The sequence below is a fragment of the Trinickia mobilis genome, assembly GCF_017315705.1.
Lineage (GTDB): Bacteria > Pseudomonadota > Gammaproteobacteria > Burkholderiales > Burkholderiaceae > Trinickia_A > Trinickia_A mobilis.
In genome coordinates this window covers 1-21301 of the sequence record NZ_JAFLRF010000001.1, presented here as the reverse complement: position 1 = coordinate 21301, position 21301 = coordinate 1, and the positions used below count along the sequence as shown (strand labels likewise).

The window sequence follows — 21301 nt, the reverse complement described above, 5'->3', positions numbered from 1 at the left end:
TGCCCTGGAGCCCAATACGATGACAACGATGCAAATTTTCGATGCGGACGCCACCGCCCGCTTGACCCCTTTCCCGAAGCTCGTCGATGCCTTGCGATCCGCGTGCGTCGAGTACGCGCAAGGTGCGATTGCGAGCCCGGCGCGTCTTGTCGTGCCGCTCAACGACGGCGGCGTGATGCTGTCGATGCCGGCGACCGCCGGCGATCTGGCGATCCACAAGCTCGTCGCCGTGTGCCCGCGCAACCGCGAACGGGCGATGCCGACCATTCACGGCCAAGTGACGGCCTGCGATCCCGATACGGGCGAAGCGCTTTTCGCACTCGACGGCCCTACGGTGACCGGCCGCCGCACGGCGGCGGTCACGATGCTCGCGATACAGACGTTGATGCCTGCCGCACCGCGCGACGTGCTGCTGATCGGCGCCGGGACACAATCGGTCCATCACGCGCAGGCTTTCAGCGAAGTGTTCCCGCAAGCCAAGGTGCGCGTGCGCGGCAGCGCGTACGCCCGCGCGCAGGCGTTCTGCGCCGCATACGGTGCGGCGGCGCCGAACCTGGAGCCGATCGATGGCGTCGAGATACCGGAGTCGGTCGACGTCGTGGTGACGCTGACGACCAGCAAGGCCGCCGTCTACGACGAGGCGCCGCGGCGCGAGCGGCTGGTGGTCGGTGTCGGCGCGTTCACGCCCGATGCGGTCGAGATCGGCGCGAGGACCGTGCTCGGCAGCACGCTCCTGGTCGACGATCTCGCGGGCGCTCAGCACGAAGCCGGCGACTTCATCCAGGCCGGCGTGGACTGGGCGCGCGTGGCTACGCTTGCGTCGGTGTTGAGCGATGCAGGCGCGGCGCGCGCGCTCGCGCCCGCGGTGTTCAAGAGCGTCGGCTGCGCTGCATGGGATCTGGCGGCTTGCCGGGTCGCGCGAGGTTTGGTCGCGTGACTTGCGTTGCCGCGCTGTGCCTTGTGAGGACGCAAAGCAGAGCCGCGGCGGCGCGTCCTGCTAGCCGCTCACTGGCGAACTTGGCGAGCAGGGTCTCTCGCTTACCGCTCGCGAACTCGGTGCTTTCTTTCGAGCACGCGTGCATACCGCGTCATGAGGGTTTTGCATAGGCGCGAATAATCGCGCATCGCGCAGATAATTCGCCTATCGTATTCTGCATGGCACATGCCGTTTCCCGTATTGGGTCGACGCGCAAGTGCCATGAGTTTTACCAATGTCGACACCCGATTTGATGCCATGCGCAGACTGCCGCCGCTCAACGCCCTCCAGATATTCGAAACAGTCGCCCGCCATCGCAGCTTTACGCGCGCAGCCGAGCATCTGTGCCTGACGCAAGGGGCGGTGAGCCGGCAGATCCTCGCGCTCGAGGACTACTATCAATTCCCGCTGTTCAAGCGCCACGCGAAAGGGCTCACGTTGACAGCCGAGGGCGAGCTGCTGCTGCCTGCGGTCAAGGAGAGCTTCGCGCGCATCGAAGAGATTTCGCTGCGCCTCACGCGCCAGCGCACCGACCTCGCGCTGAAAGTGCCGACCTGCGTGATGCGCTGGATGCTGCCGAAGATCATGCGGTTCCAGGCCGAATACCCCGATCTTCAGTTGCAGATCACGACGAGCTCGCAACACGACGTCGATTTCCAGGTCGAGCCGTTCGATGCGGCCATCATCTACGGGTCGTCTCCGGGCATCGACGTGCACGCGATCCCGCTGTTCGACGAGCGGCTCACGCCGGTCTGCGCGCCGGAATTGCTCAATGACAAGCCGCTCGCGAAGGCGGCGGATCTCGCGCAACACACGCTGCTGCACCCGACCCGCGATCATCGCGACTGGAAGCTGTGGCTCGATCATGCCGGCGCGCACAACGTGGATGTGAAGCTGGGCCCGAGCTTCGAAACGCTCGACATGGCGACGAACGCGGCGATGCAGGGCTTCGGCGTCGCGATCAGCGACTGGACGCTGGTGGGCGAAGACGTCGCGGCCAAGCGCCTCGTCATGCCGTTCGACATGCTCGTCGAGACAGGCTTGCGCTACTACTTCGTGTTTCCCGACAGCGTCGGGCATCAGCAGAAAGTGACGCTGTTCAGCGAGTGGATCGCGAAACACCGAGGCGATTGAGCGGGCCGAAAGCCGTCAGCTGACGGAGCGCGGCAACGCCGACGCCTTGCTCAATGAGTAATCGACAAGAACAAGTACGCGGCGAACAGCGAGAGATGCACGGCTCCTTGCAGAATGGTCGTGCGGCCCGTGGCAAGCGTGAGCGTGCCGACGAGCAGCGTCAGCGCCAGCAGCACCGTCTCCATCCCGCCGATGCCGAGCGTCAGCGGCTGCCCGGTCGAGATGAAAACCACCGCAACGGTCGGAATCGTCAAGCCGATACTGGCGAGCGCGGAACCGAGCGCCAGGTTCAGGCTGGTCTGCAGGCGGTTTGCGCGGGCCTGGCTTACTGCCGCGAGCCCTTCCGGCAGCAGCACGAGCGCGGCGATCACGATACCGACGACGGCCTCCGGCGCTCCCGCCGCCCGCACCGCGCGTTCGACGGCCGGCGACAGCAGCTTGGCCAGCAGCACGACGGCCACGAGGGCGATGAGCAGCAACACCGAACTGATGACCGCGGTGCGCATGCTGGGCGGATCGGCATGCACGGAATCATCCTCGGCCAGGGCGTCCGCCAGGAAATAATCGCGGTGGCGAATCGTCTGGACGAATACGAACACGCAATAAAGGACGAGCGACGACACGCCGGCGAACGCGAGCTGCGAAGTCGACAAAACCGGCCCGGGCGCTGCGCTGAGGTAGTTCGGCATGACGAGCGTCAAGATCGAGAGCGACGCGAGCACCGACAGCGCGGCATTCGCGCCGCGCACCCGGAAGTTCTGTTCGCCGTGACGCAGCCCGCCCACCAGGAGGCAAATCCCCACGATGCCGTTGCAGACGATCATCACGGCGGCGAACACGGTATCGCGCGCAAGCCCCGACTTTTCCGGGCCGCCAGTAAGCATCACCGAAACGATCAGCGCGACTTCGATAACGGTGACCGCCACCGCAAGCACCAGCGTGCCGAGCGGCTCGCCGACCCGGTGCGCGACCACCTCCGCGTGGTGCACGGCGGAGAACACCGCACCCGCAAGCGACAGCGCGATCAGCGCAACAAACCATGTCCCGTCGCCGGCTGCGCGCGATGCGGCCAATATGATCCAGGCCGCAATCGGCACCCAGAGAGTCCAGCGAGGCAGGTTGTTCGGTGATCGGGCCATCAATGATTTCCTTGTGTCCTAGCGATGTGGCAAGCGAGATGCGGCGCGCTGCCGCGGGCCGCGCGATTGTATGGAAAATGCCAATTTATACATGAAGTAAGATGCCAAACGATCTTCCTTTCGGAGAAAAGTTTTGGGGCAGCGAACGATAGCGAGCGTGGGGGGGCGTCTGCTGCAGTGGCAAGCGGCACCTGGCGCAGGCGCCGCCGCATGTGACTGATCATGCGCGCGGAAACGTTTCCAATTCTGCCGCTGTCGCGCGACGAGCTGCCCGTCGATACGGTCGAGCTCGCGCGCTGGATGGTCGGTAAATGCCTCGTGCACGATACGCCGCAGGGGCGCGTGAGCGGACGGCTGGTCGAGACGGAAGCGTATCCGGTCGGCGATTCGACGAGTTACGCGTACCGGGGCCTCAAGCCCTATAACGGCGCGCTTTTCCGCGCGCGCGGCCACGCGTACGTGCGGCTCGTCTACGGCGCGTCGTACACGATCAACATGTCGAGCGAAGAGGAGGGCGTCGGCGCGGCCGTGCTCTTTCGCGCGGTCGAGCCGCTCGACGGGATCGAGTTGATGCAGGCGCAGCGTCCGGGGGCGAAGCGCGTCGACCTCGCCCGCGGGCCGGGGCGTTTGTGCGCCGCGCTCGCGATCGGCCCCGAATGGGATGGCGCCGACCTATGCGGCGGGGGAGCGCTATGGATCGGGCGGCTCGATCCGGACGCCGTGCGCGTCGCCTCGACCCAGCGCATCGGCCTCACGCGCGAAATGCACGCGCCGCTGCGCTTTTATGTGCCCGGCAGCCGCTTTGTCAGCGGGCCGAAGCGGCTGCTCGAGCCGGCCGCGCTCAGTGGGTCGCCGGGCGCCCGGTCTTGACGGTTTCGACCGACGCGACCACCGCCAGCAATTTCTTCTCGGGCAATGCGGCGAGGGCCGCGAGCCCGGCGCGCAACAGCTCGCTCTTTTTCACGACGACGCCGCTCTTCAGGCAGACGGCCTTGAGTTCGGCGATCTTTTCGAAGTCATGCTTGGGCATCGTGAAGCTGTCGCGAATCACCTTTTCGCGCTTCTCGGGTTTTTTCTTTTTTGCGCCGGCGGCTTGTGCGCCGTTGCCCGCCGGGACACTCGCCGATTGCGCTTCGGCGGCCGGCTTTTCCGGCTTTTCCGCGGCCTTTACGGCCGGCTTCGCGGTCGTTTTGCTTGCAGCTTTCGGCTTGCCAGCAGAGGACGATGCGCGCTTTTCGACGGTGTCGGTGGTTGCCTTTTTGGTCGGCATGGTCTGGCTCCTTCGCAAGTTGTAACGATCTAAACGGTATATCACGTTTTTGAGATGTCTCCAAGGCTTGCGCGGGGAGGCGTTTCACGTCGTATCGGCACCCGCTGGCTCCAGGGGAGTTACCGGGCGAACCCGGCCGAGCCCCATGGCCCGGCCGGGTTCCTTCACGGCGCGATGGGTTTCAGGCGGTCTCTTCGACTTGGCCGAATAGCGCAAGATGCGTCTGCTCGCTCACTTCGATCGTCAGGGCGACGGCATTTTCGACACCGATTCGAATCGGGGGGCCGAAGCGGTGCATTTCGATGCCGGTCCGTCGCATGATCCTTTCCACGCTCGTTGTCGTCACGGTGACAAAGCGCGTGATGTCCATGCGACAGGCAAACTTCTCAAGTTCGTGCATCGCGTCGAGCACAAGATCTGTGAAGGCAAAGTGTCGTTCATCATCGGACTTCATCGCGAATCGGCTCAGTTCCCAGACGCGCGAGTCTTCAGGCGCAGGCAAGCCATGCAGCAGCTCAGGGAACGTGTCTTTCAACATGTACGGGCCTTGTGTCGGCAGGATGCGCCAGCAGCCACGCAATTCGTTCGACGCGCCATGCACGAGCATGTAGTAGGGCGACAAAGCGTCATATCCGTCGATCTCCATGTCGGAAAGAATGGCGACTTCCCAGCCCATCCGTTCTCCGAAGACCTTGGCCCGCAAACGGTGCATCTCCGCAAGTTCCGTCAATTCGAAATCTTGCCGCGTGCCGATCGTTATCTTTGCTTTCATTTTGCTCTCCAGGGTTAGCGGTGCTACGTAAAGAGCATGTGAAATTATGCGTTTTGAGTGTGGCGCGTAACTGTCTAGCAAGATAGGTATGTTTTGCAGCCAGGCTTGAGATGATGCGCGACTTAAGATGTTAACGAGGAGGCAAATATGTCGAGCGTCAATCTTTATTCAATTGAACCCCAAGAGCTGCGTCTGTCGGCGCATCTTGAAATTAATAGCGCCTTTATCCAGGACTATCGCAAAAGCGTGCGGGAGAGTCAGAAACGCTTTTGGTCGCGCTTTGGCGTGACGCAGTCGAGAGGCAGCCGGTTCGAACTCGGCGCGACCATTCCGAAGCCCGTGATGATTCTTCTCAGGCTTTATTTTGAGAAAATTATTTCCGACGACGATATTTTGCGCGTATCTCAACCGCATCCGCCCGTGCGCTGGCCGTTGGTGATCAGTCTGGATCGATCAGGCCCATTCGGGTCGCCTTGACTGCGGCTGCACTTCTCGAACTGACGCCGAACTTCGTGCGAATGTTGGTCATGTGGAAATTGACCGTGGCTTCGGAGCAGCCGAAGATCTTTGCGATCTCCCACGTCGATTTTCCCTGCGCCGTCCATTTCAGGCATTCGCACTCGCGCGGCGTCAGCTTCGGGATGAGCGTTTGAGTGTAGTTGATCAGAAAGCGCTGGCCGACGTCGAATGCGACGTCGCGCAACAGCGCCAGCGCGGGCAAGTTCCGCTCTAGTTGAGTCGATAGTGCGCTCGTTGGCTTGTCGCTCGAAACGAAACAAAGCATCCCGGCTTCGTGTTTCGGCCCGTGAATCGGCAAAGTGACGCCGGTTCGCAAGCCGTGGTAACTGGCTTCTTCATACAGTTGCTGCTGCCGGTGGTCGGCAAATATCGACGGTGACCAGACGAGCGGCCTCGTCTGCTTCCAGCAGTGCGTCACTGCCGGGTCGATTCGCACGAAGTCCTCAGCGACGTACGTCTGCCGCCATTCGGCTGGGTAATTGCAGTACAGGTAAGCGTCGATATATCGCATGCCAGGGCGGGGTATGACGGCAAATAACGTGCGATCGAAGCCGTATTGGCTGCCCAATGCGGAAAGCGCTTGGAACCATGATTTCTCGTCTGTTGCCTGCCAAATCGGAGACATCTGTTCGATGAATTGTCGCGGCATTACACCCTCGCAAGTCGCATAGGCCATGCTCGGCGAAAAGGCTCATTCGCTTTCGCCGGATTGGCTCTGCTTTTGAAGACAACAACGGCACTCGAAAAATCATACCAGACAAATACATCTTTAACTTCTTGTCCTTGTTTTTCGCAGTAGAGCCGCGATGCGAAATGAGACATCAACGTTTATCTGCTTGCTTTGAATTCCGTTCCAAGTGCGGATTGGCTGCACCACCTGTCTAGCGTAGCGCGGATTGAATGACGAGTGCCTCGGGCTAGATTTTTGCTGCCGACAAACATTAATGCGAGATGCGTCTTATTTCCCGATACGCATGAGGCTCGCTTGATTCATTCTTTCTGAGATTGAAAAGGTGCTTATTAGAGATAGGGGGCTTTCCTTAAGAGGCCGCCGATTAGACTGAAGTTAATCGCTTAAGACATCCAGGCCGCGGAACTGCGCGTTCACGGGCAGGACGTGCAGACTGCGAAGGCCGATACGAGCGGCTACGGCCCGCAAGGGAGCGGCGCATCGCAATCCGGCGGTTCTGCTGCTAGCGCGAACGGCCCGATGTCGGTCTACGTCGGCCGCCGCTAAAAAGACGGGTTGCGAGCGCGCCGCGTTCAGGTATGCGCCCCCGTGATGTAGTGCTCGAGCTGCTCGATCGTGAACTGCTGCTCCGAGATGATGTTCTTCACCAGGTCGCCGATCGACACCATGCCGACGAGCTTGCCTTCGTCGATGACAGGCAGGTGACGCATCCGATGCTCGGTCATCAGCGCCATGCAGTCCTGGGCGGTCTCGTTCAAGCGCACATAGCGCACCGATTTGGTCATGATGTCGCGCACTGGCGTGGTTTTTGACGAGCGGTCCATCAGCACGACTTTGCGAGCGTAGTCGCGTTCGGTGACGATGCCGACGATGTCGGGCCCCTGCGTCACGATGAGCGCGCCGATTTGCCGGTCGGACATCAGCTTGATGGCGTCGAATACCGAATTGTCGGCTCCGATCGTTACGACAGACTGGTCGGATTTGGACTTGAGGATTTGCGCAACGCTTGGCATGAAGGTGTCTCCGTTTTGATGTGAAGGGCACGGTTCAACGGCAAAAGCGAGTTGCTCGATGTCAAGTATAGGCCTGCGCGGGGCCTCTCGTGTCCGAGCGGACCCTGAGCATGTTGGCGAGGACGCAAAAGTGCGTTCCGAAACCGATATCCGGATTAGCGGTAAACTTCCGTTCCGCGTACCGGTTGCCGGTGCACCCTGAAATCCTGCCTCGCGCACTTGCCCATCGCCATGTCAACGTCTCACACTTCGTCGCCTGCCAACGGCGCCTCCGCCGGAGAATGCGTCACGCTCGCCGCGACGGCGACGCTTCCCACCCGCTACGGCACTTTCACTTCGTACGCGTTTCGCGTGAGCGGCGGCGATGCCGAGCATCTGGCGCTCGTCATGGGCGAGGTCGGCGATCAGCAATCGGTGCTGACGCGCCTGCATTCGGAATGCCTGACGGGCGACGTATTGGGTTCGTATCGCTGCGATTGCGGCGAGCAGCTCGATCTGGCGTTGCGCTACATCGCGGCCGAAGGCCGCGGCGTGCTGCTGTATCTGCGCGGACATGAAGGGCGCGGCATCGGCCTTTCCAATAAGATCCGCGCGTACGCGCTGCAAGAGCAGGGGCTCGATACCGTCGAGGCGAATCTCGAGCTCGGCCTGCCCGACGATGCGCGCGAGTACGACTCCGCCGCTGCGATTCTGCGCATTCTCAAGGTAACGTCGGTGCGGCTGATGAGCAACAACCCGAAGAAGTTTGACACGCTTTCGAAGCACGGCATTCCGGTTTGCGAGCGCGTCGCGCTCGCGATCCCGGTGCGCGAAGAAAACGAACGCTACATTCGCACGAAGCAAGTTAAATTCGGGCACTACTACTTCGAAGAAAACGAGTAGCCTGCGAGCGGGCCGTCGCCGGACACGCTGTTCGCCGGCGCTTCGGCGCCGGTGCCGGACAGGCATGGCGCCTCCTCCAGAAGGCACGCGACGGACATGTCGAAGTGCGTCGTCAGCTCCGCCTCTATCCAACCGCAGACTTGCTTCGTCGCTTCGCGCGCAGCCATATCGGCGAATCCGTAGCGGAACTGGACGCGCACGTCGCGGCCCGTCAGCCGCGATTCGAGTGCCTGCAACTGAATGAAGGGCGACGCGAGTTTCGAGCGCGCATCGATCTCGGCAAAGTGGTATTCGAGCAACTCGGCCAGAAAGAGCGCGTCGTCGCGGCGTTCGACAGTAAACATCGCAGCGTAAAGTGCGCGTGCATCGAGCGGCTCGCCCGCCGCCGGATCGTTTTGCGATTCGCAGTTCCAGCCGGCCGCGAGCGGAACACGCAACGGCCGCAGCGGCCGCAACTGCGCGTGGCGGGCGTGATCCGGCTGCCGCGCGAAGGACGAATGCACGACGGCCCGCCGGTGGCGCTGCTGGTAGGCCCGCAGCGCTTGCCAGAACAGCTCGTGATCGTCGACACGCGAAGGCTGCACGGTCAGTTCCAGTCTGCCGCCAACGGCGCGGTCCACATCGCGTATGACCAGGCGCAATTCGCACAGCGGCTCGTCGCCGCAAACGATCGCGGCTGGCTTCGGCAGGCCGGCCGGGGGCAGTTTGACGCGCTCGCCGAGGCTGAACACGAGGCCGTTGCGGTCCAGTCGCACGAGCGGCATGCGATGCGCAACGCCCGGGTATTCGAGCGCCATCCGCGCTCGCTTCGCGAAGCTGCATCCTGACAACGCTGCGCGGGAGGCGGAAGGTTTGGGCACGTTGATCTCCTACGATGCAGCGCCCCGATGGCGCTGAGATGTCACTCAATCGGCGACTCGGTTCGCGAGGATGCGCCGGGTGAATATTCAAGCGCCTAGACGCAACACGAGATGCTCAGAGCGCTTCAGTCCGGAGCGTGTCTGCCATGTGGTGCCGTGGGTCGAACGATCGATACGGTCAAAGCAGGGCAACAGGACTTCGAGGACGGCTTGTGCCTGCATTTGCGCGAGCGCCAGCTCAAGCGCGCGTTGGCCGAGGTCGTGGCCGTCGATAGGGCTCGCGCCTGCGCGCGCTAAATTGAGCGGGTCGCTCCGTTCGCTCCATACGCCGTTGCACTCGGCGGCCGCCGCGTACAGCAGCACGGTGTCACCCTCGCGAACGGCAATGCCCTCGACGTGGGTATCGCGAAGCGCGATCCTGCGCGCAACCTGCCTCGGTGCGGTGTGGTGCAGCGCCTTGGCGACGAAGAGGGTGAGGGCGCCGGGATGGGCGCGCAATTCGGCCGCCCGCTCACGCCGATCGATAAGCAAATTGACGAGATCGCCAATTAGCGCATGCGCGTATGCGCTGCCCGCGAGCAGGATCCGCATGCCCGCGATAACGATTTCATTCTCGATTGGACCAAGGGACGGCGTCCAGCCGGCCTCGAGCGAAGCAAAAAGACTCGGCATGCTCGGCGCGTTGCGCGGCTCGCGGTAGGCGATTGCGAAGATCCGGTGCAGCTCGTCGATGGCGTCGATGGCGCCTTGGGTGCCGGCGGCAGATAGTTCGCCGGGCGCAAGCGCCAGTTGCAGCGCGCGGCCGAGATGATGCAGCCTGCGGCGTTGCTGCTCGGCGAGACCGCACCATGCCGCCAGCACGTCCGGCCACAGCGGCTGGGCGATCTCCTGAACGAGATCGAATGTCGAGCGCGCGCGTGTTTGAATGAGCGTCAGGCGGCTCCGTACGGTCGAACGCGCGCAGGCTTGCAATGCCGCGAGCGCTTGCGGCGAGCATGCGCCGGTTTCCCAGGCAGTGAAGCGAAGTGAGGCGCCGTCGTCCGGCGACGGCGAGGCGAATACGCGCGCGGCGTCGCACCGGGCGCGCGGCGGCATATCGATGCGCCAATGCGCGGCCAGCGCTTCAAGCGCCGCGGGCACGCTTTCGGTGCACAGATTGCGATTCTTCAGCGCCGCGTCGATATCGGCGCGACGGGTCAGCGCCAGCACGCCGCTCGTCTTGCGCGCCGCCCGTTCCGCACGAGGCAGCGCATCGAGCCGATACGTGGCGCCCGCGCGCGCCGGATCGCGTCCGGCATCGAACGGCAGGGGCAGTTGCGTCGGCGACAGGGCAGGAGGCGTCATGCGTGCGATTTCGTATGGCTGGCGGATCGCTTTGGGCGCCTCACGCCGCGAGCTTCGGCTGCACCGCGCCTAATGAGGGATCGAGTCCCAGTGCGGTAAGCGTCTGGCTATCGATGTCGATCCAGCACGCGACGACCATCCGGTCGTCGATCCGCTGCGGCGATCCCGCCCGGTGCGCGTGCACGCCGATGCGACGGAACAGCCGCTCCATGCTGAGAAACGTCACGCCGATCAATTGGCGCGCGCCGAGCTTTGCCGCGCATTCGACGACCGATGCCAGCATCGGACGCACGGCCCACGCGGAGTCCTCGTTGCCGAGGTCGGACGCGGCGGGATTCGCCGCGAAGCGCGACAACTCCCAGACGTTTCGCGCGGCGGGGGCCGGCATGTCGTCGGCGAGGAGAAACGGGAACAGTTCCTGCAGCAAATAGGGGCGGGTTGTCGGCAACAGTCTTGCGCAACCGCAAATCGACCCCGACTCGTCATGAGCGACCACATAAACCGTGTCTTCCCGGTCGTATTGATCGCGCTCGAAGCGATCGTCGGCGCCCGGGAGCTTCCAGCCGAGCTGCTCGACGAAAATTCGATGTCGATAGTGCGCGAGAGCCGTGTCGAGGGGGGCGGGCAACCGCCCGTCGCCATGAACTGACGTTTGCATGGAGTCCTCGCGTATGCTTTTTTAATGAGCGCATTACATCGCGCGCCCCGAGGACATGAAACTGTCAACGTTGACAGGCGTTTACGTCAGATGAGAGCGTGCTGGCGGCACCCCGTCGCCAATTCATAATGAGATTGAAATGAGCCCGGAGTTTGCTTATAAAGAGATATGAAGGGATTATTTGAGATATTTATCGGGGGTTGGAGCGCGTTTTGGAAGCGGCTGGCGCTAATGGAGGCCGGCGCCGCAGACGCGCAAGTTGAAGCGCGGCACGAGCACGGCGTTTGACACTTCGTTCGGCCAATTGAGTTGCGCGAGTCTGCGGATCAGCGCCTTGGCCGTTCGCGCCATGCCGATGTCGAGGCCGCGCCGGTCGATGCACATGATGTTGCTTCTGACGTCGTCCCAGGCGACCAGAAGCGCGCCGGTTGCGCGGTCGAGATACCAGTCCCATCCCACCGATAGATGCGCAGCCCCAGGGCGCCGCATTCTCTGCCATTCCGTGTAACCGGCGCGTACAGCATCGACATGGCTGGCGCGCAGATCCGAGAGCAATGATTCATCGATGCCGGAATCCACGTGGACCAATTGCAAATCAGCAAGCACGCATTCCGGAACACGGACATAGCCATCGGGGGAAGGGCTATGCAGCAGTGCGGAAGAGGGTTTCATGGCGGGACTGTACCAGCCCGCCGACCTGGTGAGACCTGCTAACTATGACAGCCTTACGATGCGCGGGGAAAAAATGGAGTTGCTATGGCAAGACGCTTATCAGCGGTTTCGCGACGCAGGGTCCGAGCAGCAACTGTTTACGCAGATCGCTGATTTCGCCAAGAAGCTCGGCTTCGAGTATTGCTGCTATGGGATTCGCGTGCCGCTGCCGGTGTCGAAGCCCACGGTGGCGATCTTCGATACGTATCCCACGGGGTGGATGAAGCACTACCAGGACAGCAACTTTCTGCAAATCGATCCGACGGTGCGCGAGGGGATGAACAGCACGGGGCTGATCGTGTGGCCTGACGCGCCGCCGGAGGACTCGCCCAAGCTATGGGAAGACGCGCATGACTTCGGGATGGCAGTCGGCGTCGCGCATTCGAGCTGGGCTGCGCACGGTGTATATGGACTCCTGACGATATCGCGTCCCGCCGATCCGCTCACACCCGCCGAAATCGACGATTTGACGCTGCAGACGAGCTGGCTCGCGAATATCACGCATACGCTGATGAGCCGGTTTCTCCTGCCGAAGCTCGCGCCCGAAGCGAGCGTCGTGCTGACGCCGCGCGAGCGCGAGGTGCTGTGCTGGACCGGCGAGGGGAAGACGTCGTGCGAGATCGGGCAGATTCTCAACATCTCCGAGCGCACGGTCAATTTTCACGTCAACAACATCCTGTTCAAGCTCTCCGCGACCAACAAGGTGCAGGCCGTCGTGAAGGCGATTGCGATGGGGCTCATCGATTCGCCTTGAGCGGCGGCGGCAGCTTCCGATCCCTATCCGAGCCCAAGCGCGCGCGATTCACAGGGGGGCGACGCTCGGCCGAGCTTGCGCTTTACGCGCCAAGATTCGCGCCAAGCTTCGAAGCACGTTCGTGCGGCAATGCACCCAGCTCGGCGAGCGGGTGCTTGTCGCTCATCCACGGCGAGCGCAGGAAATGCCGTTCCCGCTCGACGCTGACCTCGGCGAGCGTGGCCGGCTGCCAACGCGGCTGGCGGTCCTTGTCGACGAGATGCGCGCGCACGCCTTCACGGAAGTCGCCTTCTTCGATCGCGCGCGCGGCGATGGCGAGTTCCATGCGGAAGCACTCTGCGAGCGTCATCGAGCGTCCGCGCAGCAGCGCTTCGCGCGTCACGTGCAGCATCGTCGGCGAATGGGCGGTGAGCGCGTCGAGCGTGGCGCGCAGCCAGGTGCGCAGCTCGCGCGGCGGGTCGAGCCGCAAGTCGGCTGCGAGCGACGCCGCGATCTCGGCAACGCTCAGGCGCGCGGCGAAATGCTTGACGACGAGCGGCATGAAGGCGTCGATGCCGGCGTGCGGCGTGACGTTCGCAGGCGGGATGAAGACGTCGGCGAGGCGCTGTTCGAGGTCGCCATCGGGCATGCGCTGCAGACGCTCTTCGAACGTACGCAGCCAGTCGCTCGGCACGCACGCATCGGCGAGGCGGCAGCGCACGGCGTCGGCGCCCGTCAGCGTCGCGCCGGTCAGGCCGACGTACAGCTCCAACTCCACCGGCATCACGCTCAAGAAGCGCGTCGCGCCGACATCGGGAACGAAGCCGATGCGCGTCTCCGGCATCGCGATCTTGCTGCGCTCGGTGGCGACGCGCAGCGTCGCCGCCTGCGCGAGCCCCATGCCGCCGCCCATCGTGATGCCGTCCATCAGCGCGACGATCGGCTTCGGGAACGCGTGCAGCGCGAAATCGAGCCGGTATTCGTCGATGAAAAATTGCTGCCACGCGGGTGTCGCGTCCGCGGGACTCGAACTGCCGGCCGTGCCGGACGATTGGTAAAGCGCACGCACGTCGCCGCCTGCGCAGAAGCCCTTTTCGCCCATTCCGCGCAATACGAGGGCGGCGATCTTGTCGTCCGTGCGGCAGCGTTCGACGTGTCCGGCCAGCTCGCGCACCATATCGTGCGACAACGCATTCAACGCGTGCGGCCGCTCGAGCGTCAGGATTGCGACGCGGTTCACGACGTGGCAACGGACGCGTCCTTGCGAAGCGGCTTCGGCCGGCTGCGCGGCATGGGGCGGCGTAGCGCCGGAGGCTCGCCTCACCGGGGGTTCCGCAGGCATGTTCATCGGCTGTCTTCCGGGTTCGTGCTCCAGCGCGGCGCGCGTTTTTCGAGGAAGGCGTCGACCGGGGCGCGTTTCAGTGTGATCGGCGCGACGCCCGCTTCGCTCGCGGTATCGAGTTCGATCATCGCTTGGCTCCCTCGTCGCGGTACAGCTTGATGACGGCCGAGAAGTCGAGGCCGCCGCCGCCATGCTGGCTCATCGTTTGATAAAGCTGCTGCGCGAGCGCGCCGAGATAGATCGGCTGCTTCGCGGATTTCGCGGCGTCGGCGGCGAGGCCGAGGTCTTTGAGCATCAGGTCGGTGCCGAAGCCGCCGGTGTAGCCGCGCGACGACGGCGCGGTTTCGATGATGCCGGGGAACGGGTTGTAGGTATCCGAGCTCCAGCAGCGCCCCGTCGACGTATTGACGATGCCCGCCAGCACCTTCGGATCGATGCCGAGCGCAGCGCCTAGCGACATCGCTTCCGCGACGCCCGCCATCGTGATGCCGAGCAGCAGGTTGTTGCAGAGCTTCGCGACCTGGCCCATGCCGGTGTCGCCGCAATGGACGATGTTCTTGCCCATCGCCGAGAGCACCGGCTTGAGCTGTTCGCAGGCGGCAGCGCTCGCGCCCACCATGAAGGTGAGCGTGCCCGCTGCCGCGCCGCCGGTGCCGCCCGACACCGGCGCGTCCACGAACGGATTGCCTCGCTCGGCGGCGAGCTTCGCGAAGGCCTGGGCGCTCGCGGGATCGATCGTGCTCGAATCGACGATCGTCACGCCGCGCGCAATGCCGGCGAGCACGCCGTCGTCGGCGGTGAGCACGCTCCTCACGTGAGCGGCGGCAGGCAGCATCGTGATGACGAGTTCGACCTCGGCGGCCGCGGCTTTCGGCGAGGCGCTCGCCGTCGCGCCGGCGTCGACGAGCGACTGCACCGCGTCGCGGCTCAAGTCGAATACGTTCAGCCCGTGGCCGTTTTTCAGCAGGTTGCGCGCCATCGGCGCGCCCATGTTGCCGAGGCCGATAAAGGCGATTTTCATCGTTGCGTCTCCGTCTTGCGCGTTGCGGGCTCAGCGCAGGCTGATCGTGGTGTTCACGCCGTCGTTGGTCGTCGCGTCGTCGAACCAGCGCGCGGTGACGGTTTTCGTCTGCGTGTAGAACTGCACGACTTGCTTGCCGTACGGGCCGAGGTCGCCGAGCTTCGAGCCGCGCGAGCCCGTGAAGCTGAAGAACGGCACGGGTACCGGAATCGGAATGTTGATGCCGACCTGGCCGATATCGATCTCGCTCTGGAACTTGCGGGCCGCCGCACCGCTTTGCGTGAAGAGGCCGACGCCGTTGCCGAACGGATTGCGGTTGACGAGCGCGATGGCCGCATCGAGCGTCGGCACGTTCACCACGACGAGCACCGGGCCGAAGATTTCGGTGGTGTAGATCGTCATGTCGGTGGTGACGTTCGAGAAGATCGTCGGGCCGATGAAGTTGCCTTGCTCGTACCCCGGAACCTTGACGTCGCGGCCGTCGAGGTCGAGCGTCGCACCTTCTTCGACGCCCTTGCCGATCAGCGACAGAATGCGTTCCTTCGCGCTCTTCGAAACGACCGGGCCGATGTCGGTGCCGGCCTCGGTGCCAGCGTTGACCTTCAGCGTCTTCGCCTTCTCGACGAGCTCCGGCAGCCATTGCTGCGACGCGCCGACGAGCACCACGACCGAGGTCGCCATGCAGCGCTGGCCCGCTGCGCCGAAACCCGCGCCGGCGAGCGCGTTGAGCGTCTGCTCCCGGTTCGCGTCGGGCAGCACGACGGCGTGGTTTTTCGCGCCCATCATCGACTGCACGCGCTTGCCGTGCCGGCTCGCGAGCGTATAGACATGCGTGCCGACGGCCGTCGATCCGACGAACGAGATTGCCTTCACGAGTTCGTGCGTGCAGAGCGCATCGACCGCTTCCTTGCCCCCGTGAACGACGTTGAGCACGCCGCGCGGCACGCCGGCTTCGATCGCGAGCTCGACGAGGGCCATGGTCGAGAGCGGGTCCTGCTCGGACGGCTTCAGCACGAACGTATTGCCGCAGACGATCGCCATCGGGAACATCCACAGCGGAATCATCGCGGGGAAATTGAACGGCGTGATGCCCGCGCAAACGCCAAGCGGCTGTCGCAGCGTGTACGTATCGACCGCGCCGGCGACGTTCTCGGCGAATTCGCCCAATTGCAGCGTGCCGATCGAGCAGGCGTGCTCGACGACTTCGAGTCCGCGGAAGATGTCGCCCTCGGCATCGGGCAGCGTCTTGCCCTGCTCGGCGGTCAGGATCTTCGCGATGCGCGGCATATGCTCGCGAATCAGCGCCTGGTACTTGAGCATGACGCGCACGCGCGTGCCGAGCGGCGTCGTCTTCCACTGGAGAAACGCGGCGTGCGCGGCGCGCACCGCGGCATCGATCTCGGCGGCGGTCGAGAAGGGCACGCGCGCGAGCACCTCCTGCGTGGCCGGGTTCACGATGTCGCGCCATTCGTTCGACGACGACTCGACGAACTCGCCGTCGATCAACAGCTTGACGGTCGGCGTTTGGGCGGCGGTGGACGGAATTGCGCTCATTGACAGGCTCCTTGTGCGAATCGTCCCGGCATGGTCCGGGGCAGGGAATCGATGGCCGCGGCGTGCAGCGTCGAAGCGCCGCGGCGTGCAGGCATGCGTTGAATCAGCGTAGATCGGAGAAGTCTTCCTCCCAGTACTCGCCCGCCACGCGCGCGGGCATGTCGCCGCGCTCGATCTCGCGGCGGCGCAGCTCCACGCGGCGGATCTTGCCGGAGATCGTCTTCGGCAGCTCGATCACTTCGAGGCGGCGAATCCGCTTGTACGGCGCGAGTTTTTCGCGCGAGAAGCGGAACACGCTCTTGGCGAGGTCCGGGCCGAATTCGAAGCCGTGGCGCAGCGCGATGAACGCTTTCGGCACCGCCAGGCGCAGCGGGTCGGGGCTCGGCACCACGGCGGCTTCGGCGATGGCCTCGTGCTCGATCAGCACGCTTTCGAGTTCGAAGGGGCTCAAGCGGTAGTCGGACGACTTGAAGACGTCGTCGGCGCGGCCGATGTAGATGAAATAGCCGTCGGGGCGGCACATCGCGACGTCCGACGTGCGGTAGCGGCCGTCGCGCATCGCGGATTCGGTCGCGTCGCGGTTGTTGGCGTAGCCGGTCATCAGGCCGAGCGGCTCGCTTGCATGGGGCGCGGCGTGGCCGCCGCGCTTGCCGAGCGGCAGCGTGATCTCGCCTTCGTCGGCGGGGTTGCCGTCGTGATCGACCAGTTCGACCCGGTAGCCGGGCATCGGCCGCCCCATCGAACCGGGCACGACCGGCTGCCCCGGCGAATTGGCGATCACGCACGTGGTTTCGGTCTGGCCGAAGCCGTCGCGGATCGTCACGCCCCAGGCATTGCGCACGCGCTCGATGATCTCCGGGTTCAGCGGCTCGCCCGCGCCGACGATCTCGCGCAGTTTCACCGGATACGACGCGAGCGGCTCCTGCACGAGCATGCGCCAGACGGTGGGCGGCGCGCACATCGTGGTGATGCCGTGCTTCGTGAGCGTGTCGAGCGCCTGCTTGGCGTCGAAGCGCGCGAACTGGGAGACGAACACGCACGCTTGCGCATTCCACGGCGCAAAGAAGCAGCTCCATGCGTGCTTGGCCCAGCCCGGCGAGCTGATGTTCCAATGCACGTCGCCGGGCTGCAGGCCGACCCAGTACATCGTCGACAGGCTGCCTGCGGGATAGCTTTCGTGCGTGTGCTGAACGAGCTTCGGCTTCGAGGTCGTGCCGGAGGTGAAGTAGAGCAGCAGCGGGTCGCGGGCTCCGGTGACGCCCTGCGGCGTGAACGCCGCAGGGGCCGCGTAACCGTCGGCGAAATCGAGCCAGCCTGCCTGGGGATGGGCGTTGCCGACGACGATCTTCGTGAGCGTGGTATCGAGCGCATCGAACTTCGCCGTCTCAGCCGCATCGACGATCGCGAACTTCGGCGCGCCGACCTCGACCCGGTCGCGCACTTCGTTCGCCGACAGCAGCGTCGTCGCGGGCACCACGACTGCGCCGAGCTTGATCGCGGCGAGCATCGCATCCCATAGCTCGACGCGGTTCGGCAGCATCAGCAGCACGCGGTCGCCGCGCGCAACGCCAATGCCGCGCAGGGCGTTCGCGATGCGCGACGAGCGCTGCGACATTTGCGCGAACGACAGCTTCAAATCGCTGCCGGTGCCGGCATCGACGATCCATAGCGCCGGATTGTCGTTGCCGCGCGCCATCGCGTCGAAGTAATCGAGCGCCCAGTTGAACTCGCCGAGCTGCGGCCACGCGAACTCGCGATACGCGCGCTCGTAGTCGGTCCGATGGCGCAACAGGAAATCGCGCGCGTCCAGGAAGCGTTGGGATGCTGTCATGATGCCTCCCGCTGGGCCGCCCCGAGGAAGGCATCGGCCCCCTCGGGGGGAGCTTTGCATGGGACCGGAGTAAGCGCTAAAGCGCTAACTCCGGTCGACAGCGAACGAATGTGAGCGTGGGGGTCGTCCATCGTCGTCTCCTTGGCTGCTCTTTGTATGAGCGCGCGGGCGTGAATACCTGCGCGCCGTGAGCTTGTCGGCCACAGCTAGCCGCTACGCCCGCCAGAAGCGGGCACAGCTTACACGTGCCGCGCGATCAGCATGCGCTGCACTTCGCTCGTGCCTTCGTAGATCTGCGTGATACGGGCGTCGCGGTAATGCCGTTCGACCGCATAGTCTTCGAGATACCCATAGCCGCCATGAATCTGAATCGCGTTCGAGCAGATTTCCTCGGCCAGCTCGGACGCGTAGAGCTTCGCCTGCGAGGCCTCCGACAAGCACGGCTTGCCCGCGCTGCGCAGGCGCGCCGCGTGATGCACGAGCAGGCGCGCGGCGTTCAGGCGCGTTTCCATGTCGGCGAGCATGTTGGCGATCGTCTGGTGCTCCTTGATCGTCTTGCCGAACTGGATGCGCTCGTTCGCGTACTCACGCGCGGCGGCGTACGCCGCGCGCGCAATGCCGAGCGCTTGCGCGGCGATGCCGATGCGTCCGCCTTCGAGATTCGACAGCGCGATCCTCAAGCCTTCGCCGCGCTCGCCGAGCAGGTTTTCCTCGGGGATGCGGCAGTTTTCGAGCGAGATCGGGCAGGTGTCGGAAGCGCGGATGCCGAGCTTGCTTTCGGGGCGGCCGACGTTGAAGCCCGGCGTATCGGTCGGCACGATGAACGCGGAAATGCCGCGCTTGCCGAGTTCGGGGTCGGTGACGGCGAACACCACCGCGACGCCCGCACGCCTGCCGTTCGTGACGAATTGCTTACTGCCGTTGAGCACCCAGTGTCCGTCTTCAAGGACGGCGCGCGTCTTCAGGTTGTTCGCTTCCGAGCCGGCTTGCGGCTCCGTCAGGCAGAACGCGCCGATCGTCTTGCCGAGCGCCAGATCGCGGAGCCACCGCGCGTGCTGGGTGTCGTTGCCGAAGTTCAGGATCGGGCCGCAGCCGACCGAGTTATGCACGCTCATCAACGTCGCGCACGCGGCGCAGCCTGCCGCGATCTCTTCGAGCGCGAGCGCGTAGGCGAGGTAGTCGGTGTAGGTGCCGCCCCATTCGGGCGGCACGATCATGCCGAGCAGTCCGAGTTCGCCCAACTGCGAGACGACTTCGCGCGGCAGCTCGCCTTCGCGGTCCCACTTGCCGGCGTTCGGCGCGAGGCATTCGGTCGCGAACTCGCGCGCCGCGTCGCGGATCATCCGTTGTTCGTCGGTATAGAAGTGGTCCATGACGAGGTCTCCTGTATTGCTGATTCGAACTGGGCGAGGCTGCTTACGACCGGGCTGGCTTGGCGCCGGCGGCCTGCTCCCCTAAACTGTGCGGTCTGGCCGGCTGCCGTGGGCGCGCCGCGGGGACGCCTCGCGGCGCGTTTCGCGAAGCGCGCTGCGCCGGCATCGACGGCCCGGGAAATGGCCCTGTTGCGACAGAGTGTAAGAACGGCGAAGGCTGCTTTAAATGCTCAAGCCGATCAAATTTATTGAGCGTTTTTGCCATCGGCGGCCGACCTTTGCGCGCAATCCGGCGCAAGGCGCCCGCTGAATCAACTTTGCTGCAATGCATAACGAAAAAGGGACTATCGCAGTGAGCCTCGTCGAAGAGGCGGTGCGCTGCGTCAATCGGTGCGGTGTCGATCCGCAGCCGCTCTTGGAGGAGGCGGGCATTGCGGCGCAGCTTTTGGGCTCGCCGCTCGCGCGCGTGTCGTCGGCGCAGTACGGCGCGTTGTGGAATGCGATCTGCCGCGCGCTCGACGACGAATTCTTCGGGCAAGACTCGCATCCGATGAAAAGCGGCAGCTTCATCGCGATGTGCCAGGCGGCGCTCACCGCGCGCAACGGCGCGCAGGCGCTCGCGCGCACGACCGGATTCATGCGCCTCGTGCTGGACGACATGAGCGCGCAGGTCGATTCGGAACGCGGCCGCGTGCGCTTGTCGTTTCACGTGCGCGACGGTGCCGAGCGCAAGCAGATGTTCGCGTACGCGACCTACTTCATCCTCGTGTACGGGGTGGTTTGCTGGCTCGTCGGGCGGCGCATTCCGATTCTCGAAGCCCGCTTCGGTTGCCCCGAGCCCGCAGCCGGCCACGAATACCGGCTGATGTTTTGCGACGACTTGAAATTCGGGCAGGGCACGTCGTATGTCGACCTGTCGCCGGACTTTCTCGATCTGCCGGTGATCCAGACGGCGAAGTCGCTCAAGTCGTTTCTGCGCGATGCGCCCGCGATTTTCGTCGTCAAGTACCGCAACCCCGATTCGGTTGCCGCGCGCGTGCGCCACGCGTTGCGTGCGATGCCGATCGCCGAGTGGCCCGGCGCCGACGACATGGCGGAGAAGCTGCGTTTCGCGGAAGCGACGATGCGGCGGCGGCTCAAGCAAGAGGGCTACACGTACCAATCGATCAAGGACGCGCTGCGCCGGGACATCGCAATCGCAGCGCTGCAGGCCGGCGAGCAGACGATTGCGGACATTGCGATTGCCGTAGGCTTTGCCGAGCCGAGCGCGTTTCATCGCGCGTTCCGCAAGTGGACCGGCGGCCGGCCGACCGACTATCGGCCGGAGCCGGACGGGACTTAGGCCGCTAGAACGTATCGCCCGGCACCCGCACCCATCCTTCCATCAGCACGCTGTCAGCCGCGCTTTTCGATCGGCACGAATTTCAGGTCTTCCGGGCCCGTGTAATTCGCGCTGGGGCGGATGATCTTGTTGTCGA

Annotated in this window: 22 protein-coding genes; 7 read left to right on the top strand and 15 right to left on the bottom strand. The window is 64.4% G+C overall.

The window, feature by feature from the left end:
* The first annotated feature begins 19 nt into the window (after positions 1-19).
* Entirely contained in the window at positions 20-937 is a 918-nt protein-coding gene (gene lhpI, locus J3489_RS00105; protein ID WP_206994983.1) for a bifunctional Delta(1)-pyrroline-2-carboxylate/Delta(1)-piperideine-2-carboxylate reductase, read from the top strand.
* Between the two features lie 297 nt (positions 938-1234).
* The gene (locus J3489_RS00100; protein ID WP_206995951.1) at positions 1235-2110 is read left to right on the top strand and encodes a LysR substrate-binding domain-containing protein; all 876 of its coding nucleotides are present in this window, start codon (positions 1235-1237) and stop codon (positions 2108-2110) included.
* 50 nt (positions 2111-2160) lie between these two features.
* Here J3489_RS00100 and J3489_RS00095 read toward each other — a convergent pair whose 3' ends face one another.
* The gene (locus tag J3489_RS00095) at positions 2161-3249 is read right to left on the bottom strand and encodes a calcium:cation antiporter (protein WP_206994980.1); all 1089 of its coding nucleotides are present in this window, start codon (positions 3247-3249) and stop codon (positions 2161-2163) included.
* 222 nt (positions 3250-3471) lie between these two features.
* Between J3489_RS00095 and J3489_RS00090 the strand changes: the two genes are divergently transcribed.
* Positions 3472-4119, top strand: coding sequence for a DNA-3-methyladenine glycosylase (locus J3489_RS00090; protein ID WP_206994978.1), 648 nt, complete (start codon positions 3472-3474; stop codon positions 4117-4119).
* On the opposite strand, the gene J3489_RS00085 is transcribed toward J3489_RS00090, so the two are convergent.
* Both J3489_RS00085 and J3489_RS00080 read right to left on the bottom strand, forming a co-directional pair.
* Positions 4091-4519, bottom strand: coding sequence for a hypothetical protein (locus tag J3489_RS00085; protein WP_206994976.1), 429 nt, complete (start codon positions 4517-4519; stop codon positions 4091-4093). The two genes, J3489_RS00090 and J3489_RS00085, sit on opposite strands and share 29 nt — an antisense overlap.
* 181 nt (positions 4520-4700) lie before the next feature.
* Positions 4701-5291, bottom strand: a complete 591-nt coding sequence (locus J3489_RS00080) for an acyl-homoserine-lactone synthase (protein WP_206995949.1) — start codon at positions 5289-5291, stop codon at positions 4701-4703.
* Between the two features lie 147 nt (positions 5292-5438).
* Between J3489_RS00080 and J3489_RS37255 the strand changes: the two genes are divergently transcribed.
* Entirely contained in the window at positions 5439-5768 is a 330-nt protein-coding gene (locus J3489_RS37255) for a helix-turn-helix domain-containing protein (RefSeq protein WP_309491297.1), read from the top strand.
* Here J3489_RS37255 and J3489_RS00070 read toward each other — a convergent pair.
* Both J3489_RS00070 and J3489_RS00065 read right to left on the bottom strand, forming a co-directional pair.
* Positions 5731-6435, bottom strand: a complete 705-nt coding sequence (locus tag J3489_RS00070; RefSeq protein ID WP_206995947.1) for a helix-turn-helix transcriptional regulator — start codon at positions 6433-6435, stop codon at positions 5731-5733. The two genes, J3489_RS37255 and J3489_RS00070, sit on opposite strands and share 38 nt — an antisense overlap.
* Before the next feature lie 638 nt (positions 6436-7073).
* Complete coding sequence (locus tag J3489_RS00065) at positions 7074-7514, bottom strand: CBS domain-containing protein (protein ID WP_206994974.1); 441 nt, start codon at positions 7512-7514, stop codon at positions 7074-7076.
* A gap of 231 nt (positions 7515-7745) precedes the next feature.
* Between J3489_RS00065 and ribA the strand changes: the two genes are divergently transcribed.
* The gene (gene ribA / locus J3489_RS00060; protein WP_206994972.1) at positions 7746-8396 is read left to right on the top strand and encodes a GTP cyclohydrolase II; all 651 of its coding nucleotides are present in this window, start codon (positions 7746-7748) and stop codon (positions 8394-8396) included.
* Here the strand turns inward: ribA and J3489_RS00055 are convergent.
* The 4 genes from J3489_RS00055 to J3489_RS00040 all read right to left on the bottom strand — a co-directional run bounded on the left by J3489_RS00055 (position 8375) and on the right by J3489_RS00040 (position 11930).
* Positions 8375-9256: a hydroxymethylglutaryl-coenzyme A reductase gene (locus tag J3489_RS00055; RefSeq protein ID WP_206994971.1), complete on the bottom strand. Its 882-nt coding sequence runs from the start codon at positions 9254-9256 to the stop codon at positions 8375-8377. The two genes, ribA and J3489_RS00055, sit on opposite strands and share 22 nt — an antisense overlap.
* Positions 9257-9343: 87 nt before the next feature.
* On the bottom strand, positions 9344-10600 hold the full coding sequence (locus J3489_RS00050) for a cytochrome P450 family protein (protein WP_206994968.1): 1257 nt from the start codon (positions 10598-10600) through the stop codon (positions 9344-9346).
* Between the two features lie 40 nt (positions 10601-10640).
* Complete coding sequence (locus J3489_RS00045) at positions 10641-11258, bottom strand: acyl-homoserine-lactone synthase (RefSeq protein ID WP_206994965.1); 618 nt, start codon at positions 11256-11258, stop codon at positions 10641-10643.
* A 228-nt stretch (positions 11259-11486) separates the two neighbouring features.
* The gene (locus J3489_RS00040) at positions 11487-11930 is read right to left on the bottom strand and encodes a DUF4902 domain-containing protein (protein ID WP_206994964.1); all 444 of its coding nucleotides are present in this window, start codon (positions 11928-11930) and stop codon (positions 11487-11489) included.
* 73 nt (positions 11931-12003) lie between these two features.
* Here J3489_RS00040 and J3489_RS00035 point away from each other — a divergent pair, with 73 nt between their 5' ends.
* Positions 12004-12723: an autoinducer binding domain-containing protein gene (locus J3489_RS00035; protein ID WP_206995945.1), complete on the top strand. Its 720-nt coding sequence runs from the start codon at positions 12004-12006 to the stop codon at positions 12721-12723.
* Between the two features lie 82 nt (positions 12724-12805).
* Here the strand turns inward: J3489_RS00035 and J3489_RS00030 are convergent, their stop codons facing one another.
* From J3489_RS00030 to J3489_RS00010, 6 genes are all read right to left on the bottom strand, one after another.
* The gene (locus J3489_RS00030; RefSeq protein ID WP_206994961.1) at positions 12806-14044 is read right to left on the bottom strand and encodes an enoyl-CoA hydratase/isomerase family protein; all 1239 of its coding nucleotides are present in this window, start codon (positions 14042-14044) and stop codon (positions 12806-12808) included.
* Between the two features lie 2 nt (positions 14045-14046).
* Positions 14047-14172, bottom strand: a complete 126-nt coding sequence (locus tag J3489_RS38235; RefSeq protein ID WP_255554855.1) for a hypothetical protein — start codon at positions 14170-14172, stop codon at positions 14047-14049.
* The gene (mmsB, locus tag J3489_RS00025) at positions 14169-15065 is read right to left on the bottom strand and encodes a 3-hydroxyisobutyrate dehydrogenase (protein WP_206994959.1); all 897 of its coding nucleotides are present in this window, start codon (positions 15063-15065) and stop codon (positions 14169-14171) included. The genes J3489_RS38235 and mmsB overlap by 4 nt, the downstream gene beginning before the upstream one ends.
* 30 nt (positions 15066-15095) lie before the next feature.
* Positions 15096-16619, bottom strand: coding sequence for a CoA-acylating methylmalonate-semialdehyde dehydrogenase (locus J3489_RS00020; protein ID WP_206994954.1), 1524 nt, complete (start codon positions 16617-16619; stop codon positions 15096-15098).
* A 103-nt stretch (positions 16620-16722) separates the two neighbouring features.
* Positions 16723-18450 carry an AMP-binding protein gene (locus J3489_RS00015; RefSeq protein WP_206994953.1) on the bottom strand — a complete coding sequence of 576 codons (1728 nt, stop codon included), beginning with the start codon at positions 18448-18450 and terminating at the stop codon, positions 16723-16725.
* A 239-nt stretch (positions 18451-18689) separates the two neighbouring features.
* Entirely contained in the window at positions 18690-19823 is a 1134-nt protein-coding gene (locus J3489_RS00010) for an acyl-CoA dehydrogenase family protein (RefSeq protein WP_206994952.1), read from the bottom strand.
* A 325-nt stretch (positions 19824-20148) separates the two neighbouring features.
* Here J3489_RS00010 and J3489_RS00005 point away from each other — a divergent pair, with 325 nt between their 5' ends.
* Positions 20149-21165: an AraC family transcriptional regulator gene (locus J3489_RS00005; protein ID WP_206994941.1), complete on the top strand. Its 1017-nt coding sequence runs from the start codon at positions 20149-20151 to the stop codon at positions 21163-21165.
* Positions 21166-21301 lie beyond the last annotated feature (136 nt).

Excerpts from the sequence above, each read along its gene's own strand:
- lhpI (WP_206994983.1), top strand. The coding sequence starts at position 20 with ATGACAACGATGCAAATTTTCGATGCGGACGCCACCGCCCGCTTGACC.
- J3489_RS00100 (WP_206995951.1), top strand. The coding sequence starts at position 1,235 with ATGCGCAGACTGCCGCCGCTCAACGCCCTCCAGATATTCGAAACAGTC.
- J3489_RS00095 (WP_206994980.1), bottom strand. The coding sequence starts at position 3,249 with ATGGCCCGATCACCGAACAACCTGCCTCGCTGGACTCTCTGGGTGCCG.
- J3489_RS00090 (WP_206994978.1), top strand. The coding sequence starts at position 3,472 with ATGCGCGCGGAAACGTTTCCAATTCTGCCGCTGTCGCGCGACGAGCTG.
- J3489_RS00085 (WP_206994976.1), bottom strand. The coding sequence starts at position 4,519 with ATGCCGACCAAAAAGGCAACCACCGACACCGTCGAAAAGCGCGCATCG.
- J3489_RS00080 (WP_206995949.1), bottom strand. The coding sequence starts at position 5,291 with ATGAAAGCAAAGATAACGATCGGCACGCGGCAAGATTTCGAATTGACG.
- J3489_RS37255 (WP_309491297.1), top strand. The coding sequence starts at position 5,439 with ATGTCGAGCGTCAATCTTTATTCAATTGAACCCCAAGAGCTGCGTCTG.
- J3489_RS00070 (WP_206995947.1), bottom strand. The coding sequence starts at position 6,435 with ATGTCTCCGATTTGGCAGGCAACAGACGAGAAATCATGGTTCCAAGCG.
- J3489_RS00065 (WP_206994974.1), bottom strand. The coding sequence starts at position 7,514 with ATGCCAAGCGTTGCGCAAATCCTCAAGTCCAAATCCGACCAGTCTGTC.
- ribA (WP_206994972.1), top strand. The coding sequence starts at position 7,746 with ATGTCAACGTCTCACACTTCGTCGCCTGCCAACGGCGCCTCCGCCGGA.
- J3489_RS00050 (WP_206994968.1), bottom strand. The coding sequence starts at position 10,600 with ATGACGCCTCCTGCCCTGTCGCCGACGCAACTGCCCCTGCCGTTCGAT.
- J3489_RS00045 (WP_206994965.1), bottom strand. The coding sequence starts at position 11,258 with ATGCAAACGTCAGTTCATGGCGACGGGCGGTTGCCCGCCCCCCTCGAC.
- J3489_RS00040 (WP_206994964.1), bottom strand. The coding sequence starts at position 11,930 with ATGAAACCCTCTTCCGCACTGCTGCATAGCCCTTCCCCCGATGGCTAT.
- J3489_RS00035 (WP_206995945.1), top strand. The coding sequence starts at position 12,004 with ATGGAGTTGCTATGGCAAGACGCTTATCAGCGGTTTCGCGACGCAGGG.
- J3489_RS00030 (WP_206994961.1), bottom strand. The coding sequence starts at position 14,044 with ATGCCTGCGGAACCCCCGGTGAGGCGAGCCTCCGGCGCTACGCCGCCC.
- J3489_RS38235 (WP_255554855.1), bottom strand. The coding sequence starts at position 14,172 with ATGATCGAACTCGATACCGCGAGCGAAGCGGGCGTCGCGCCGATCACA.
- mmsB (WP_206994959.1), bottom strand. The coding sequence starts at position 15,065 with ATGAAAATCGCCTTTATCGGCCTCGGCAACATGGGCGCGCCGATGGCG.
- J3489_RS00020 (WP_206994954.1), bottom strand. The coding sequence starts at position 16,619 with ATGAGCGCAATTCCGTCCACCGCCGCCCAAACGCCGACCGTCAAGCTG.
- J3489_RS00015 (WP_206994953.1), bottom strand. The coding sequence starts at position 18,450 with ATGACAGCATCCCAACGCTTCCTGGACGCGCGCGATTTCCTGTTGCGC.
- J3489_RS00010 (WP_206994952.1), bottom strand. The coding sequence starts at position 19,823 with ATGGACCACTTCTATACCGACGAACAACGGATGATCCGCGACGCGGCG.
- J3489_RS00005 (WP_206994941.1), top strand. The coding sequence starts at position 20,149 with ATGCATAACGAAAAAGGGACTATCGCAGTGAGCCTCGTCGAAGAGGCG.